This is a genomic window from Paracoccus sp. MA (assembly GCF_020990385.1).
In the GTDB taxonomy this organism is placed as follows: domain Bacteria; phylum Pseudomonadota; class Alphaproteobacteria; order Rhodobacterales; family Rhodobacteraceae; genus Paracoccus.
Genome location: NZ_CP087597.1, coordinates 245,668 through 260,219, shown reverse-complemented (window position 1 = coordinate 260,219; position 14,552 = coordinate 245,668). Strand labels below are relative to the sequence as shown.

General features: G+C 66.3%; 11 protein-coding genes, 5 pseudogenes and 1 other annotated feature. Of the genes and pseudogenes, 7 read left to right on the top strand and 9 right to left on the bottom strand.

The genetic code is table 11. The annotated features are described in order from the left end of the window. Positions 1–198 precede the first annotated feature (198 nt). Positions 199–256, top strand: a sequence feature (sul1 is cis-regulatory element that is thought to sense ions involved in sulfur or methionine metabolism; They are found in Alphaproteobacteria). A 74-nt stretch (positions 257–330) separates the two neighbouring features. From LOS78_RS01315 to arsH, 6 genes and pseudogenes are all read left to right on the top strand, one after another. Then, a complete protein-coding gene (locus tag LOS78_RS01315; RefSeq protein ID WP_230376527.1) occupies positions 331–1,821 on the top strand; it encodes a SulP family inorganic anion transporter in 1,491 nt (496 codons plus the stop codon). Between the two features lie 692 nt (positions 1,822–2,513). Beyond that, the gene (locus tag LOS78_RS01310; protein WP_024844636.1) at positions 2,514–2,876 is read left to right on the top strand and encodes a helix-turn-helix transcriptional regulator; all 363 of its coding nucleotides are present in this window, start codon (positions 2,514–2,516) and stop codon (positions 2,874–2,876) included. Continuing rightward, a pseudogene (locus LOS78_RS01305) lies at positions 2,869–3,366 on the top strand (arsenate reductase ArsC); the annotation flags it as partial. The gene LOS78_RS01310 and the pseudogene LOS78_RS01305, both read left to right, overlap by 8 nt. Before the next feature lie 30 nt (positions 3,367–3,396). Next, positions 3,397–3,822, top strand: coding sequence for an arsenate reductase (glutaredoxin) (gene arsC, locus LOS78_RS01300; protein WP_230376949.1), 426 nt, complete (start codon positions 3,397–3,399; stop codon positions 3,820–3,822). Between the two features lie 12 nt (positions 3,823–3,834). Next, positions 3,835–4,908 (top strand): ACR3 family arsenite efflux transporter, encoded by a 1,074-nt coding sequence (gene arsB / locus LOS78_RS01295; RefSeq protein WP_011749402.1) that lies wholly within the window; start codon positions 3,835–3,837, stop codon positions 4,906–4,908. Next, positions 4,905–5,612, top strand: a complete 708-nt coding sequence (gene arsH, locus LOS78_RS01290) for an arsenical resistance protein ArsH (RefSeq protein WP_011749401.1) — start codon at positions 4,905–4,907, stop codon at positions 5,610–5,612. The genes arsB and arsH overlap by 4 nt, the downstream gene beginning before the upstream one ends. Positions 5,613–5,805: 193 nt before the next feature. On the opposite strand, the pseudogene LOS78_RS01285 reads toward arsH, so the two are convergent. Both LOS78_RS01285 and ampC read right to left on the bottom strand, forming a co-directional pair. Next, a pseudogene (locus LOS78_RS01285) lies at positions 5,806–6,411 on the bottom strand (transposase); the annotation flags it as partial. Positions 6,412–6,703: 292 nt separating this feature from the next. Continuing rightward, on the bottom strand, positions 6,704–7,876 hold the full coding sequence (ampC, locus tag LOS78_RS01280) for a class C beta-lactamase (protein WP_230376526.1): 1,173 nt from the start codon (positions 7,874–7,876) through the stop codon (positions 6,704–6,706). 126 nt (positions 7,877–8,002) lie between these two features. Here ampC and LOS78_RS01275 point away from each other — a divergent pair, with 126 nt between their 5' ends. Further along, complete coding sequence (locus LOS78_RS01275; RefSeq protein WP_230376525.1) at positions 8,003–8,878, top strand: LysR family transcriptional regulator; 876 nt, start codon at positions 8,003–8,005, stop codon at positions 8,876–8,878. Positions 8,879–9,026: 148 nt separating this feature from the next. On the opposite strand, the pseudogene LOS78_RS01270 reads toward LOS78_RS01275, so the two are convergent. The 7 genes and pseudogenes from LOS78_RS01270 to LOS78_RS01240 form a co-directional block, all read right to left on the bottom strand. Next, positions 9,027–10,525: pseudogene (locus LOS78_RS01270) on the bottom strand (IS66 family transposase). 59 nt (positions 10,526–10,584) lie between these two features. Further along, positions 10,585–10,701: pseudogene (locus LOS78_RS01265) on the bottom strand (IS66 family insertion sequence element accessory protein TnpB); the annotation flags it as partial. A gap of 14 nt (positions 10,702–10,715) precedes the next feature. Continuing rightward, positions 10,716–11,231, bottom strand: coding sequence for a TetR/AcrR family transcriptional regulator (locus tag LOS78_RS01260; RefSeq protein WP_230376524.1), 516 nt, complete (start codon positions 11,229–11,231; stop codon positions 10,716–10,718). A 71-nt stretch (positions 11,232–11,302) separates the two neighbouring features. Beyond that, positions 11,303–11,749, bottom strand: a pseudogene (locus LOS78_RS01255) (FAD-dependent monooxygenase); the annotation flags it as partial. Next, positions 11,644–12,051, bottom strand: coding sequence for a hypothetical protein (locus LOS78_RS01250; protein WP_230376984.1), 408 nt, complete (start codon positions 12,049–12,051; stop codon positions 11,644–11,646). The gene LOS78_RS01250 and the pseudogene LOS78_RS01255, both read right to left, overlap by 106 nt. A 2-nt stretch (positions 12,052–12,053) precedes the next feature. Further along, entirely contained in the window at positions 12,054–13,667 is a 1,614-nt protein-coding gene (locus tag LOS78_RS01245) for an acyl-CoA dehydrogenase family protein (RefSeq protein WP_230376522.1), read from the bottom strand. Then, a complete protein-coding gene (locus LOS78_RS01240) occupies positions 13,664–14,545 on the bottom strand; it encodes an amidohydrolase family protein (RefSeq protein WP_305802562.1) in 882 nt (293 codons plus the stop codon). Before LOS78_RS01240 ends, LOS78_RS01245 begins: the two co-directional genes overlap by 4 nt. Between the last annotated feature and the right edge of the window lie 7 nt (positions 14,546–14,552).

Genomic DNA, 14,552 nt, shown 5'->3' with positions numbered 1-14,552 from the left:
ACCGAACATTTCTACCTGCTCCGTTGCGGATCGACATTTTCCGCGACGACCGCCCAGGCGGGGCGTGGGGAAAGCGTCTTCGCCAAAGCAGCGGCGGAGACAGGGTTGAAATGCCGACAGGATCGCTGGCGTCCGCTCCGGTTCTGCTGTTCCGGGTTGCCAATGCGACATGTTTGCGCATAACAGCCAACCGAAACGCATGGAGCCGGGTGCAACTCCCGGCTGGCTCTTCCGGCCGCCGATCCGCCGGACAACCCGAACCTACACCCCAAGATCGAAAACTCGACATGCGGCCCCATTCCGGGCCCTGATCGGTCAGGAACGGATGACATGATTTCACTTGATGCCTACCGGACCCAATGGTTCGGCAATATCCGCGGCGACCTGCTGGCCGGGCTGGTCGTGGCGCTGGCGCTGATCCCCGAAGCCATCGCCTTTTCCATCATCGCCGGCGTGGACCCGAAGGTCGGGCTTTACGCCAGCTTCTCCATCGCGGTGCTGGTCGCCTTCACCGGCGGGCGGCCGGGCATGATCTCGGCTGCCACGGCTGCAACGGCGGTGCTGATGGTCACGCTGGTGCGCGACCACGGGCTGCAATACCTCCTGGCCGCCACCGTGCTGGCCGGGCTGATCCAGATCGGCGCCGGGCTGCTGCGCCTGGGTTTCGTCATGCGCTATGTGTCGAAATCGGTGATGACCGGCTTCGTCAACGCGCTGGCGATCCTGATCTTCCTGGCGCAACTGCCGGAACTGGACCCGTCCAGGGTCAGCTGGCTGACCTATGTTCTGGTCGCGGCCGGACTGGCCATCATCTACCTGTTTCCGCTGCTGACCAGGGCGATCCCTTCGCCGCTGGTCGCCATCGTCGTGCTGACGGCGCTGTCGATGGCCTTCGGCTGGGACGTGCGCACCGTGGGCGACATGGGCGCGCTGCCCGATACGCTGCCGGTCTTCATGATTCCGCAAATCCCGCTGACGGGGCAGACGCTGCTGATCGTCCTGCCTTATTCGCTGGCCATCGCCGTGGTGGGCCTGCTTGAAAGCCTGATGACGCAGAACCTGGTCGATGAACTGACCGACACGAAATCGGACCGCAACCAGGAATGCATCGGCCAGGGAATCGCCAATGCCGCCACCGGCTTCATCGGCGGCATGGCCGGCTGCGCCATGATCGGGCAGAGCATGATCAACGTGAAATCCGGCGGACGCGGGCGGCTTTCGACCTTTACCGCCGGTTTCGTGCTGCTGATCCTGGTGGTGTTTCTGGGGGAATGGGTGGCGCAGATCCCGATGCCCGCGCTGGTGGCGATCATGGTCATGGTGTCGGGCGGCACCTTTTCCTGGTCTTCGCTGAAGAACCTGCGGACCCATCCGCGGTCCTCCTCGGTGGTGATGCTGGCGACCGTGGCGGCGGTGGTCTGGACCCACAACCTCGCCCTCGGGGTGCTGGCTGGCGTGCTGCTCTCGGGTATCTTCTTTGCCGCCAAGATCGCGCAGCTGTTCAAGGTCACGACCCATGTCACCCCCGATGGCCGGCTGCGCAGCTATGTGATCGAGGGGCAGCTGTTCTATGGCTCGGTCGAGGATTTCATGGCGGCTTTCGACTTCAACGAGGCGGTCGAGAAGGTGATCATCGACGTCAGCCGCGCCCATATCTGGGACATTTCCTCGGTGCAGGCGCTGGACATGGCGGTGCTGAAGTTCCGCCGCGACGGGGCCGAGGTCGAGATCGTCGGCATGAACGAAGCATCGGAAACCATCGTCGACAGGCTTGCCATCCATGACAAGCCCGGCGCGATGGACAGGCTGATGGCGCATTGAGGGAGGAAAGCATGAGCGAAGAACCGCAGAAGATCGTCGCGCTTGTCGATGCTCGGCCTATTCGGCCAGCGTCTGCGACCACGCCGCCTGGCTGTCGGGCCGCACCGGCGCGCCGATCGAGTTGATCCATGTGCTGGGCCGCCGCGAGGCACCAGCGAGGCCGGACCTGTCCGGCGCCATCGCGCTTGGCGCCCGCATTGCCTTGCTGGAGGAACGCGGCAGGGATCATGGCCGAGACCGCGATTCTGCCGGGGCCGCCGGAAACCGCGCTTGGCAAGCTGGTGGATGAGGCGGCCTTCGACATGCTGGTCATGGGGGTTACGGCCATTCGCGCATCCGCAGCCTGATCATCGGCTCCACCACGACCGCCATGATCCGATCCTGCAAGGTGCCCGTCCTCCTGATGCGCTGACCTCGTTCCGCCGGCATCATCCCGCCTCGGCGAGAGGAGGCGGGGGCATCCGAACCGCGCTGCAATGCGGCACTGCCGCATCCGGACGGCCGTTTTACGATGCCCCTCCTCCGGAAGCGGGCAAGCCAAGTCCGAGCAAGGGCAGTGACTGCGACCCCGCATCTCGTCACCACGACGGTTGCAGCCGTTCGCAGCGGCGCAGGATATCACCCCGTCATTTCAACTTGCGTTGATCAATCCCGACGCATTATATATCAACATATCTTGAGAGGTTGATTCGATGGAAGAGCAACGCGCCCTTGCCGGCTTCGCGGCGCTGTCGCAGGAAACCCGGCTGCGCATCGTCCGGCTGTTGGTCAAGGCCGGGCCAGAGGGCATGGCGGCCGGGGCCATCGGCGAGGCTCTGGGCGGCGCCAGCACCTCGCGGCTGTCGTTTCACCTGGCACATCTCGAACATGCCGGGCTGATCCGGTCCCGGCGCGAGGGGCGCTTCATCATCTACAGCGCCGTCTTTGCGACGCTGGCCGGGCTGATCGCATTCCTGATGCGCGATTGCTGCGACGGCCACCCCGAGATCTGCGCGCCGGTCGCGGCCGCGCTGTCCTGTTCCTGTGAACCCGGCAAGGATGCCCTGCATGGCTGACGCCTCGCCTCGTGTCTTCAACGTGCTGTTTCTCTGCACCGGCAACTCCGCCCGCTCGATCATCGCCGAAAGCGTGCTGCGCAAGGAGGGCGGCGCGCGGTTCCTGGCCTTCTCGGCCGGCAGCCAGCCGAAGGGAGAGGTGCATCCGCGGACCCTGAAGATCCTGCAGAACTACCATTACCCGACCGAAGGGCTGCGCTCGAAAAGCTGGGACGAATTCGCCGGGCCCGACGCGCCGGTGATGGATTTCGTCTTCACCGTTTGCGACGACGCGGCGGGCGAGGCCTGTCCCTATTGGCCGGGCCAGCCGATGACGGCGCATTGGGGCCTTCCAGACCCGGCAGCCGCGACCGGCAGCGAATTGCAGCGCGACATGGCCTTCGTCGAGACGCTGCGCTACATGAAGGCGCGCATCCAGGCCTTTGCCGCCCTGCCGATCGGCACCCTGGACCGCGCCAGCCTCGTCTCCAGGCTGCACGAGATCGGACGCTCCGAAGGCGCGACCGGGGCGGCGGACGGCATGGACGTCGTGATCTATCACAACCCGGACTGCGGCACCTCGCGCAACGTGCTGGCCATGATCCGCAATGCCGGGATCGAGCCGCATGTGGTGGAATACCTCAAGACACCGCCCTCGCGCGCGATGTTGGAACAGCTGATCGCCCGCATGGGCATCGCCCCGCGCGATCTGCTGCGCCAGAAAGGCACGCCCTATGCCGAGCTTGGCCTGGACGACCCGGCGCTGACCGACGCCGCGCTGATCGACGCGATGCTGGCGCATCCGGTGCTGATCAACCGCCCCACCGTGGTCAGCCCCAGGGGGGTGCGGCTTTGCCGGCCTTCGGAGCAGGTGCTGGATTTGCTGCCACCGCAGCAAGCGGCTTTCAGCAAGGAAGACGGCGAGCAGGTCGTGGATGCCCAGGGCAACCGCATCCGCCCGGCCTGAAAGGAATAGGTGATGACCCCCGACCGCCCGGCCCGCCGGCTTTCCTTTCTCGACCGCTACCTGACCTTGTGGATCTTCGCGGCCATGGCGATCGGCATCCTGCTGGGCACGCTGTTCTCCGGCCTGCCGGATGCGCTGAACGCCATGGCGGTGGGCTCGACCAATATCCCCATCGCCATCGGCCTGATCCTGATGATGTATCCGCCGCTGGCCAAGGTCCGCTACGAGGACCTGCCCCGGGTCTTTGCCGACAAGCGCGTGCTGATGCTGTCGCTGGTGCAGAACTGGCTGATCGGGCCGGTGCTGATGTTTGCGCTGGCGGTGATCTTCCTGCGCGACCAGCCGGAATACATGACCGGGCTGATCCTGATCGGCCTGGCGCGCTGCATCGCCATGGTGCTGGTCTGGAACCAGCTGGCGCGCGGCGACGGGCAATATGTCGCCGGGCTGGTAGCGTTCAACTCGATCTTCCAGATCCTGTTCTTCTCGACCTATGCCTGGCTGTTCCTGACCGTGCTTCCACCCCTGTTCGGGCTGGAAGGCAGCGTGATCGAGGTGGGTTTCCGGACGGTGACCGAGGCGGTGCTGATCTACCTGGGCATCCCCTTCGCCGCCGGGTTCCTGACCCGGCATGTGCTGATCGCGCGCAAGGGCGACGCTTGGTATCAGAACGTATTCCTGCCGAGGATCGGCCCGATCACGCTGGCCGCGCTGCTTTTCACCATCGTGGCGATGTTCAGCCTGAAGGGCGGCGACGTGCTGCGCCTGCCGCTCGACACGATCAGGATCGCTATCCCGCTGGTGCTGTATTTCGCCATCCAGTTCGTCGTCAGCTTCGCCATGGGCCGCCTGATCGCCCGGGACTATCCGCGCAGCACCGCCATCGCCTTCACCGCCGCCGGCAACAACTTCGAGCTGGCCATCGCCGTCGCCATCGCCGCCTATGGGCTGGCCTCGCCCGTGGCCTTCGCCGCGGTCATCGGCCCGCTGGTCGAGGTGCCGGTTCTGATCCTTCTGGTCAACGCCGCCCTGTGGCTGGGCCGCCGCTGGTTCCCCGCAGCAACCCCGCAAGAGGCCCGCGCATGATCCCCGACTTGCCGAACCTGTCGCCCGGTGCGGTCCACCAGCCGGACCTGCCCCCGGTTCCGCGCGCAACCCATCCGCCGCGCATCCTGCTGCTCTATGGCTCGCTGCGGGAACGCTCCTACAGCCGCTTCGCCACGCTGGAGGCCGAGCGCCTGCTGCGGCATTTCGGTTGCGAGACGCGGGTGTTCCACGCCAATGGCCTGCCGCTGCCCGAGGATGCCGACCCGTCGCATCCCAAGGTGCAGGAGCTGCGCGATCTGTGCCTGTGGTCCGAGGGCCAGGTCTGGACCAGCCCGGAACGCCACGGCGCGATGACCGGGGTGATGAAATCACAGATCGACTGGATCCCCTTGTCGATGGGGGCGATCCGTCCGACGCAGGGCCGCACGCTGGCGGTGATGCAGGTCTCGGGCGGCTCGCAGAGCTTCAATGCGGTGAACCAGATGCGGGTGCTGGGCCGCTGGATGCGGATGCTGACGATCCCCAACCAGTCCTCGGTCGCCAGGGCGTATCAGGAGTTCGACGAGGCCGGCCGCATGCGGCCGTCGAGCTATTACGACCGCATCGTCGACGTTATGGAGGAACTGGTGAAGTTCACCCTGGCGACCCGCGACCTGTCGGCCTTCCTGACCGACCGATACAGCGAGCGCAAGGAAGCCGCGGCAAAGCTCGAGGAACGGGTAAACCTCAAGGCTGCGACATGAGGCTGGAGAGGCCCGATATCGGGGGCAGATCGCGAGGACGCAGCCGGATTGTGCCAAGAGCGAGTGATCGGGTCTGAACCGGGTATGGAAAGCTCTCCAACGCTGCATTCCCGCGTTTGGTGCCGCGGCGCCTATCATCCGGGGAGTATCCTGAATTCTGTGTATCTGGCCCGTCCCATGGGGTTTCAGATACTCAAGCGGCGAAGCGCTCGCCGAACATTATGGCGAACTGGTTGCGGGGGGCAAACCATTCCGGACGTTGCGGCCATCTTTCTGAAGCTGCGGACCGCCAGGTAGATCAGCCTGGTGGCGGCATCATCGGTCGGGAACGAGCCGCGTGTCTTGATCGATTTCCGGATCACGCGGTTCAGGCTCTCGATGGCGTTGGTCGTATAAATCACCTTTCGGATTGCCGGATCGAAGGCGAGGAACGGGATCACCTCCTGCCACGACCGCCGCCAGGCCGGGGCAATGGAGGCGTATTTCGCGGCCCATTTTCCCCTCGAAAGCATCGAGCTCGGCGGCGGCCATGTCGGCGGTCGTGGCCCCGTAGATCCGGCGCAGGTCGGCCGCCACCGCCTCGCGGTCCTTCCATGAGCAGAAGTTCAGGCTGTGGCGAACCAGATGCATCGAGCCATGGGAACGCCATTGGTCCGAGAGCCCCTGGCGAGGGCAGGTCTGGACCATGGCCTCCGGAAAGGCAGCGGTGATCGCCTCCCTTCAGCCCGTCCACGACCGCGATCAGGATGTCCTGGAGCCCGCGGTTCTTCAGCTCGTTCATCACCGAGAGCCAGAATTCCTTCGAGATCGACATGCATGCTTCCTTTCCGTAAAGCATGGAACGGATCGGCTATACACAGAAAATCTGACACTCTCATCATCCGTCAGCTTTGGTCTGTCCTCAAGCAGAGTCGGCCCAAAGCTTACGGTCACCCCGAAGGCCCTCAATGCAGCGACCAGCATCAGGCGGCCGAAGGCAAACGTCGCTCTTCAGCCTTCATGGCAACGCCCCAAGCTCGACCTTGAGGTTGCATGCTCCGACTTACATGCCTTTCGATACGGTCCGAAGGCCGGCAAAAACCAAGAATACATCAAGGCTGGGTTCGCTGTCCTGTCTCCAGAACGGCCTCGATCAGGGCCAGTCCGGCATCCACGCGGGCGGGATTGGGAATGTTGCGATTGGCCAGGATGACCAGGCCCAGGTCCTCGTCCGGGATGAAGGCGACATAGCCCCCGAAGCCGTTGGTCGATCCGGTCTTGCTGAACAGCACTGCCTGATCGGACAGATCGGGCTGGTCCAACCGGGTCGCGGGCTGGCTTTCCATCACCATCTCGGCCGCATTCCCGGCCAGCAGCTGATCGCGGGAAACCGGCCAGGGATAGCGTTCCCAGATCATCGCCTGTTGGAAATGCTGTGTTCCCGTCCGGCCCGCATGCGCCTGCGCCACAGCCTCGCGCAGCTTAAGCGGGACGTCCGCGTCGCCCAGGTTGATCCGCAGGAAGCGCAGCATGTCCTGCAGGTCCGACTTCAGACCATAGGCCTCGTCGTCGAGCATCCCGGGATTGACCCGGATGGCGCTGTCGTCCCGGCGCGAATAGCCCCAGGCATAGCGCCGCATCTCTGCCTCCGGCACATCGACATGGGTGCTGTCCAGCCTCAGCGGCTGCAGGAGATGGGCGCGCAGCGCCTCGGCATAGGGTTCGCCGAAGGCCCGGGCGGCGATCCGTCCCAGAAGGCCAATGCTGACATTCGAATAGGACCGCTCGCCCTGGCCCGGCACCGGCTGCCAGTCCTGAAGCCAGCGCATCAGCGTGCCGTCGTCGCCGGCCTCATCCGGCACCTGCAGAGGCAGGCCGCCGGTCTGATGGGTGGCGAGGTCCATCAGCGAGACCGAGCCGATCGCGCTGCCTTTCAACTCCGGCAGATGCGCCGCAACCGGATCGGCCAGCGACAGGCGTCTCTCTTGCGCGGCCAGCGCGGCCAGCGTCACGTTGAAGGTCTTGCTGATCGAACCCAGTTCGAACAGCGTCTCGGCCGTGACGGGCACGGCGGCCGCGCGGTCGGCCATGCCGGCGGTATAGACATAGTCCTGCCCCCGCCAGGTGATGCCTACGGCAAGGCCGGGAATGTCATGCTCGGCGATGACGGGGGCGAAGATCCCGGCCGCCATCTGCTGGAACTCGGCCTCGCTCATCGCCGAGGCCGGCATGGCAAGGCCCGCTGCGATCAGGCCAAGGCCCGCGCATCCATAATTCATATTCATGTTTCTGCTCTGCTCATATCGGGGCGGCCCGGCTGCGGCCGCCATGCGCCGAGTTAAGGCGAAACGGCAACAGGACACAAACGATGATATTTCACTTCTGCCATGAGATAATCTAATTTCGGCGGCATGGATCGCCCGCAACTTCCCCTGAATGCCCTGCGCGCCTTCGAGGTGGCCTCGCGCCATCTGAACCTGACCCGCGCCGCCATCGAGCTTTGCGTGACGCAGGCGGCGCTGAGCCACCAGATCCGCGGGCTGGAAGAGCGCCTGGGGGTCACGCTGTTCCGCCGCGTCCCGCGCGGGCTGGTGCTGACCGAAGAGGGGATCATGCTGGCCCCGGTCCTGACCCGGATCTTCGACGAGATGTCCGGGACGCTGGACCGCTTTTCCGCCGGGCACTATCACGAGACGATCAACCTGGGCGTCGTCAGCAGCTTCGCCACGGAATGGCTGATCCCGCGCCTTGCGGATTTCCAGCGGCTCCACCCCTTTCTGGACCTGCGCATCCACACGAACAACAACCGCGTCGACCTGGCCGGCGAAGGGCTGGATCTGGCGGTGCGGTTCGGCGACGGCAGCTGGCACGGCGTGGCGGCGACCAGGCTGATGGGCGGCGCGATGATGGCGGTATGCGGCCCCGACCTGGCCGGGCGCCTGCGCAGGGTCGAGGACCTTCTGTCGGTGCCCCTGCTGCGATCCTATCGCGCGAATGAATGGGAGCGGTGGTTCGCCAGCCAGGGACTGCCGGCGCCGCAGCTGCGCGGCCCGGTCTTCGACAGCTCGCTGGCCATCGCTGAAATGGCCGCCCGGTCCCATGGGGTGGGGCTGGTGCCGGTGGCGCTGTTTTCGCCCTGGATCCAGGCCGGACGGTTGGCCCGGCCGTTCGAGGCCGAGCTTGCGGCGGGCGATTACTGGCTGACCCGCTTGCACGCCAGCCCCGAAACCACCGGGCAAGGCGCATTGCGGGAATGGCTCGTGGCGCGTTGCGAGGATGTCGCGTGACTGGATTGACGAGGCCGAAGACAGCATGATCACTTCCTTCGCCCGCGGCCTTAGGAGGGATTACGCCGCCATCGCAGCCGCGTTGCGGGAGTCCTGGTCGAACGGGCAGACCGAGGGTCAGATCAATCGTAACCGTCCGGCCTGACCGCTACCCGTTCCATCGCCAGGGCAGCAGGTCGTCGACCTTGGTGATCCTGTAGTCTGGGATGCGGGCGATGGTGTCGGCGAGCCAGGCGTGGGGATCGATTGCGTTGAGCTTGGCGGTTTCGATCAGCGTGTAGGCGATGGCAGCTGTCTTGCCGCCCGCTTCTGATCCGAAGAAGAGGTAGTTCTTCCGCCCGAGGGCTATGGCGCGCATTGCGCGTTCGGCGGCGTTGTTGTCGAGCTCGAGGATGCCGTGATCAAGGTAGGGGGCAGGCGCTCCATGCGAGTTAGCGCATAGCGGATGGCGGCCGCGAGTGGGGATTTACCCGAGATCGTGGTGAGCTGCATGGCCAGCCAGACCTCGAGATCGTCGAAGACCGGGGCGGCATGGGCGCGGCGGAGTTGCGCGCGAGGGTCAGGCGGCGAGCCTCGGGCCTCCTTCTCGACGGCGTAGAGCTGGGCGATCCGGGCGATGGCCTCTTCGGCGATGGGGGACGCCTGCGACCGGTGGATGTCGACGAACTTGCGCCGGACATGAGCCATGCAGGCAACTTCGCGGATGGCTCCGGAGCGATAGAGGTCCTCGAACCCGGCATAGCCATCGGCATGCATCCAGCCGCGGAACCGGGCGAGGTGATCCTTGGGGTGCTGGCCCTTCCGGTCGCCGGAGAACCGATACCATGCCGCTGGTGGAGCATCCCCGCCCCAGGGGCGCTCGTCACGGGCATAGGTCCAGAGCCGCGCGGTCTGGGTCTTGCCGGTGCCCGGCGCCAGCATCTGAACGGGCGTGTCATCCACGAAGATCGCTTCGGCCGACAGGACATGGCGCCCGATGGCCTCGGACAGCGGTTCCAGCAGGGCGGTGGTCTTGCCGACCCAGTCCGCCAGAGTAGAGCGGTCGAGGTCGATACCTTCGCGCTCGAAGATCTGGCTCTGGCGATAGAGGGGAAGATGGTCGGCATATTTACTGGCCAGGACATGGGCCAGCAGGCCAGGCCCGGGACGGCCGCGCTCGATGGGGCGCGTCGGCAGCGGGGCCTGGACGAACCGTTCGCAGCAGGCGCAGGTCAGCCGGGGCCGCACGATCCGGTTCACGATGAAGCGTCCCGGCACATACTCCAGCTCTTCGGTCACATCCTCGCCGATCCGGCGCAGCCGCCCGCCGCAATCGGCGCAGGCCTCGGCGCCCGGGGTCAGTTCCACTTCCATCCGCGGGATGTGATCCGGGATCGGCCGGCGCTTGGGGCGGTCCTTCTCCTCGATGTCCGGCAGCTTCATCCGCGCCGTCATCGCGGCAGCGGCGATCTCGCTGGTCTCGAGCGCCAGTTGCAGCTGCTCGGCCGTCTCCGACGAGGCTCCGAACCGCTGCGCCCGGTGCCCGGCCAACTGGTGGCGCAGCTTCTCGATCAGGATCGCCTGCGCCTTCACCTCGGCCAGAAGCCGCGCGGTGAAGCTGCGAAGCTCCTCGGGGTCGTCCGGCAAGGTCAGGGTGTGATCGAGCATGGGAGAAGTCTATCTCACGGGATTCCTTGTGGGAATCCTGCGATTGCATGCCCCTTGGATTAGCCTGCCGCCAAGGGCCTCCAGGTCCGCTCCGGCGCGCGCCAGTCGATCCCTTCCAGGAGCATCGACAGCTGCGCCGGCGTCAGCGCCACCTTGCCTTCCTTCGCCGAGGGCCACCATGAAAGCTTCCTCAGGAGCGCCCCGCCGGGCATGTGAGGTAGGCCAGGACCATCCTCCGACACTCGCCTGCAAATCTCGCTGTCGACAGGCTGGCAGGATGCTGCTCGAGCGCACGGTGCGCGGCGGTTTCCAGCAGGGCCTCAAGCATCACCGCCGCCTCTGCCGGGTCGAGATCGGCGGCCAGTTCGCCCGCATGGCGCCGCAACTTTTCCTCGATCAGTGCCGCGATCCGGGCGCTGAGCGCCTTCCTGTGATCGCCACGACCGACGCGTGGCGCGATCTCGATCAGCACCTTGTGGAGCCGTGGATCGTGCGGGTGGCTCTCGAAAGCGGTCGCGACAAGCGCGTCGACCGTCTCGACCAGCGTATCGCCTGGTCCTGCCGCAATCGCCCGGGCGAAACGCGCAGCAAAGATCTCGCCGTAATGATCGACCACCGCCGCCGCCAGCGCCTGCTTGTTCGGATAATACTGGTAGAGCGAGCCGACGCTGACCCCTGCCCGCTCCGCCACCATCGCGGTGGTCATCCGCTCGAACCCGGCATGCACCAGAACCTGAGCGGTCGCCTCGATGATGGCGCGAACCGTGGCCTGCGCCCGGCTTTCTCGATCGAGGGGCCGGTGACCAGCCCTGCCGCGGCCTGGGCGGGGATGCGGCGGCGGAACGCGGCCCAGAAGCGGTCGTCGGGCCAGTCCTCGACCCGGTCGCTCAGCGGCACCTGCACGTAATAGCGCACGAGATTGTGGTTGCGCATCGAGGCCAGCGCGAAGCCATGCGGCGAATTGGCATAGATCAGCTCGTCGGCGACCGGCGGCGTGCGCGACAGGATGCCCAGCCAGCCGAAGGGATAGACCCGCTCGAATTCGCGGCGCCGATCCTCGGGGATGGTCTTGCGTGAGACGCCGTGAAAGCCGTCGCAGCCCGCGACATAGGCGCAGCTCAGGCGGTGGCGCCGGCCGTCCTGCGTGTATTCCACCGCCGCCTGCGGCCCGTCGAGGTCGAGGATGCGCACATCCTCGACGCCGTGCAGGATGGTCGTGCCCAGCCGCCCGCCGCCCGGCCGGCGATCTGGCGCGCCACCTGTTCCAGCGTGGCAAGGCCCGGCGTCGCGGCGGCCTGCCGGCGGGTCATGCCGACCGCGCCGGACAGGAACCTTGCTCCGGTCGGGAACTCGACCAGCAAGCCGCGCTCGACCTCGTCCAGCACCACCCCGCGCGAGATGAACCACAGGCTGTCCGAGGCCAGGCAGATCCCCCGCCGCAGCGCCAGCGAGACCAGATAGGCATCGACCGAGGCGCGGATCAGCACCGTCGCAGGCGGCAGGATCAGCCAAGTAAGCGGCTTCATGTTCAACGCTGGGCGCTGCCCTGCTGTGGCATCCCTGCCAGCGCCAGTGCAACCAGATCTGCCTGATGGCGCAAACGGATTGGGTGGAGCGCCGTTTGCCGAGCACACAGATGCGTAAGCCGCGCGGGATTGGGGGCCAGTTCCGCAACCTCGTTCAACCTCTGCCAGACTGCCGCCATGGCGGCCTCGATCGTCAGCAGCATGAAGGCATGCGCTGCACCGGCCGGGTCCGGAGCCGCCTGCATCCGCTTGCACGCGGTCTCCCAGATCGCGCGGGTTTCGGGCAGGGGGTCCAGGAACTCGGCGAAGGCTCTTGCCGCCGCCCCGTCCGCCTGCTTGAGCAGCCGCGTTGCCAGAGCCAAGGCGTGAATGCCGTTCGCGCCTTCATAGATCGTGGTGATCCGAGCGTCGCGCAGTGCCTGCTCGACGCGGTATTCGCGCAAGTAGCCGTAGCCGCCCATCACCTGAATGGCGAGATTGGCAGCAGCGACGCCCGCTTCGGTGCAGGCGAACTTGCAGACCGGGGTCAGAATATCAACCAGGCCCGGGCGCTCGCTCAATTCCAGCTCCACCAGGGCGCGATAGGTCAGCGCCCGTCCGCCGATGGCGAGTGCGTCGGCATCGTCCAGCATGCGTTGTACATCGGGATGCGCCTCCAGCATCGCGGGCGCGCCTCCGACCCGGCCCTGGCGGCGCGTCGCGGCATAGGCACGCGCGATGTGACTGGCGCGGGCGGCATGGGCCACGCCCTGCAAGGCCACGTCCAGCCGCGCATGGTTCATCATCGTGAACATGGCCGTCAACCCGTCGCCTTCAGCCGCCAGCAGTTCGGCAGGGACGTTGTCGAACAGCATCTGGCAAGTCGGAGAGCCGTGCAGGCCCAGCTTTTCCTCGATCCGGGTAACGGATACCGGCAGGGGCTTGCCGTCGTCATCGTGAGAGGGGACCAGAAACAGGCTAAGCCCTTTGACCCCGCTTGCGGCATCGCCGGTGCGGGCCAGGACCAGATGCAGGATGCGGGGCGTCAGGTCGTGATCGCCACCCGAGATAAAGATCTTTTCGCCTTCGATCCGCCAGCCCTCGCCGTCGCGATACGCGCGGCAACGGATGCCCGAGAGGTCCGAGCCGGCCCCGGCCTCCGTCAGCGCCATGGTCGCCAGCCAATCGCCGGACGCGAGGCGCGGCAGCCACAGGGCCTTCTGATCGTCGGTCCCGAACCGGGTGATGGTGCGCGCCGCGCCCGCTACCAGCCCGGTGATCATCTGGAACGCGTGCGAGGCTCCGGCCAGAATTTCAGTCACGGCACCCGCGACAGGGGCGGGCATCCCCTGCCCGCCTGCCGCTTCGGGCAGGGTCAGCGCGGGCCAGCCCTGATCGGCAAAGCCGCGATAGGCGGCGACCAGCCCGGCGGGCATCCTGACCCGGCCGTCCTCGATCCGACAGCCCTGCAAGTCGGCGGCCTCGTCGGCGGGCGCAACCTCGGCTTCGGCAAAGCGGGCGAACTGAGTCACGATCTCGCGCACGAGATCCTCGTCCCAGCCAGGCAGGCGCCCAGCCTCGGCGACGTGTTCCAGCGAAAAGAGGATGTCATCGACAGGGGCGGCAAAGGGGGTCATCCGGCTTGCTCCAGGCCCAGCAGGCGGGCGGCATTGTCCTTGAGGATTTTCGGGCGGTTTTCGGGCTTGATCGGCAAGGCTTCGAACTCTGCAAGCCAGCCCTCGGGCGCAATCATCGGCCAGTCCGATCCGAACAGGACGCGATCCTTCAGCAAGGAATCAGCGTATCGAATCAGGATCGGCGGAAAATATCTGGGCCGCCAGCCGGACAGGTCGATCCAGACATTGGGCTTGTGCGTGGCGACGGCCAGCGCCTCCTCCTGCCAGGGGAAGGAGGGATGCGCCATGACGATGGGCATGTCGGGGAAATCCGCCGCCACATCATCGAGATGGATCGGATTCGAATATTTCAGCCGCATGCCGTTTCCGCCGCGCATGCCCGCGCCGACGCCGGTCTGGCCGGTGTGGAACAGGGCCGGCAGGCCGGATTCGGCGATCGCCTCATAGAGCGGCCAGGCCATGCGGTCGTTGGGATAGAATCCCTGCATGGTCGGATGGAACTTGAAGCCGCGAATGCCGTGGTCGGCGATCAGCCGCCGTGCCTCGCGCGCGCCCATGCGGCCGCGGGCCGGGTCGATGGAGGCGAAGGGGATCAGGATGTCGGCGTGGCGGGCGCAGGCCTCGGCCACCTCCTCGTTGGCATAGCGGCGATAGCCGGTCTCGCGCTCGGCATCGACGGGAAAGATCACCGCCGCAATCCGCTGGGCGCGATAATGCGCCGCCGTTTCGTCAATGGTCGGCGGGTGCTGCCATGGCGCGCGGAAATAGCGCGCCATGGCCGATTGCAGATCGTCATAGCCGTCATCGGCATGGCAGCCGCAGGGCTCCTCGGCATGGGTGTGAAAATCGATGGCCCGCACGGCCGCCAGGTCGATCATGGCAAGC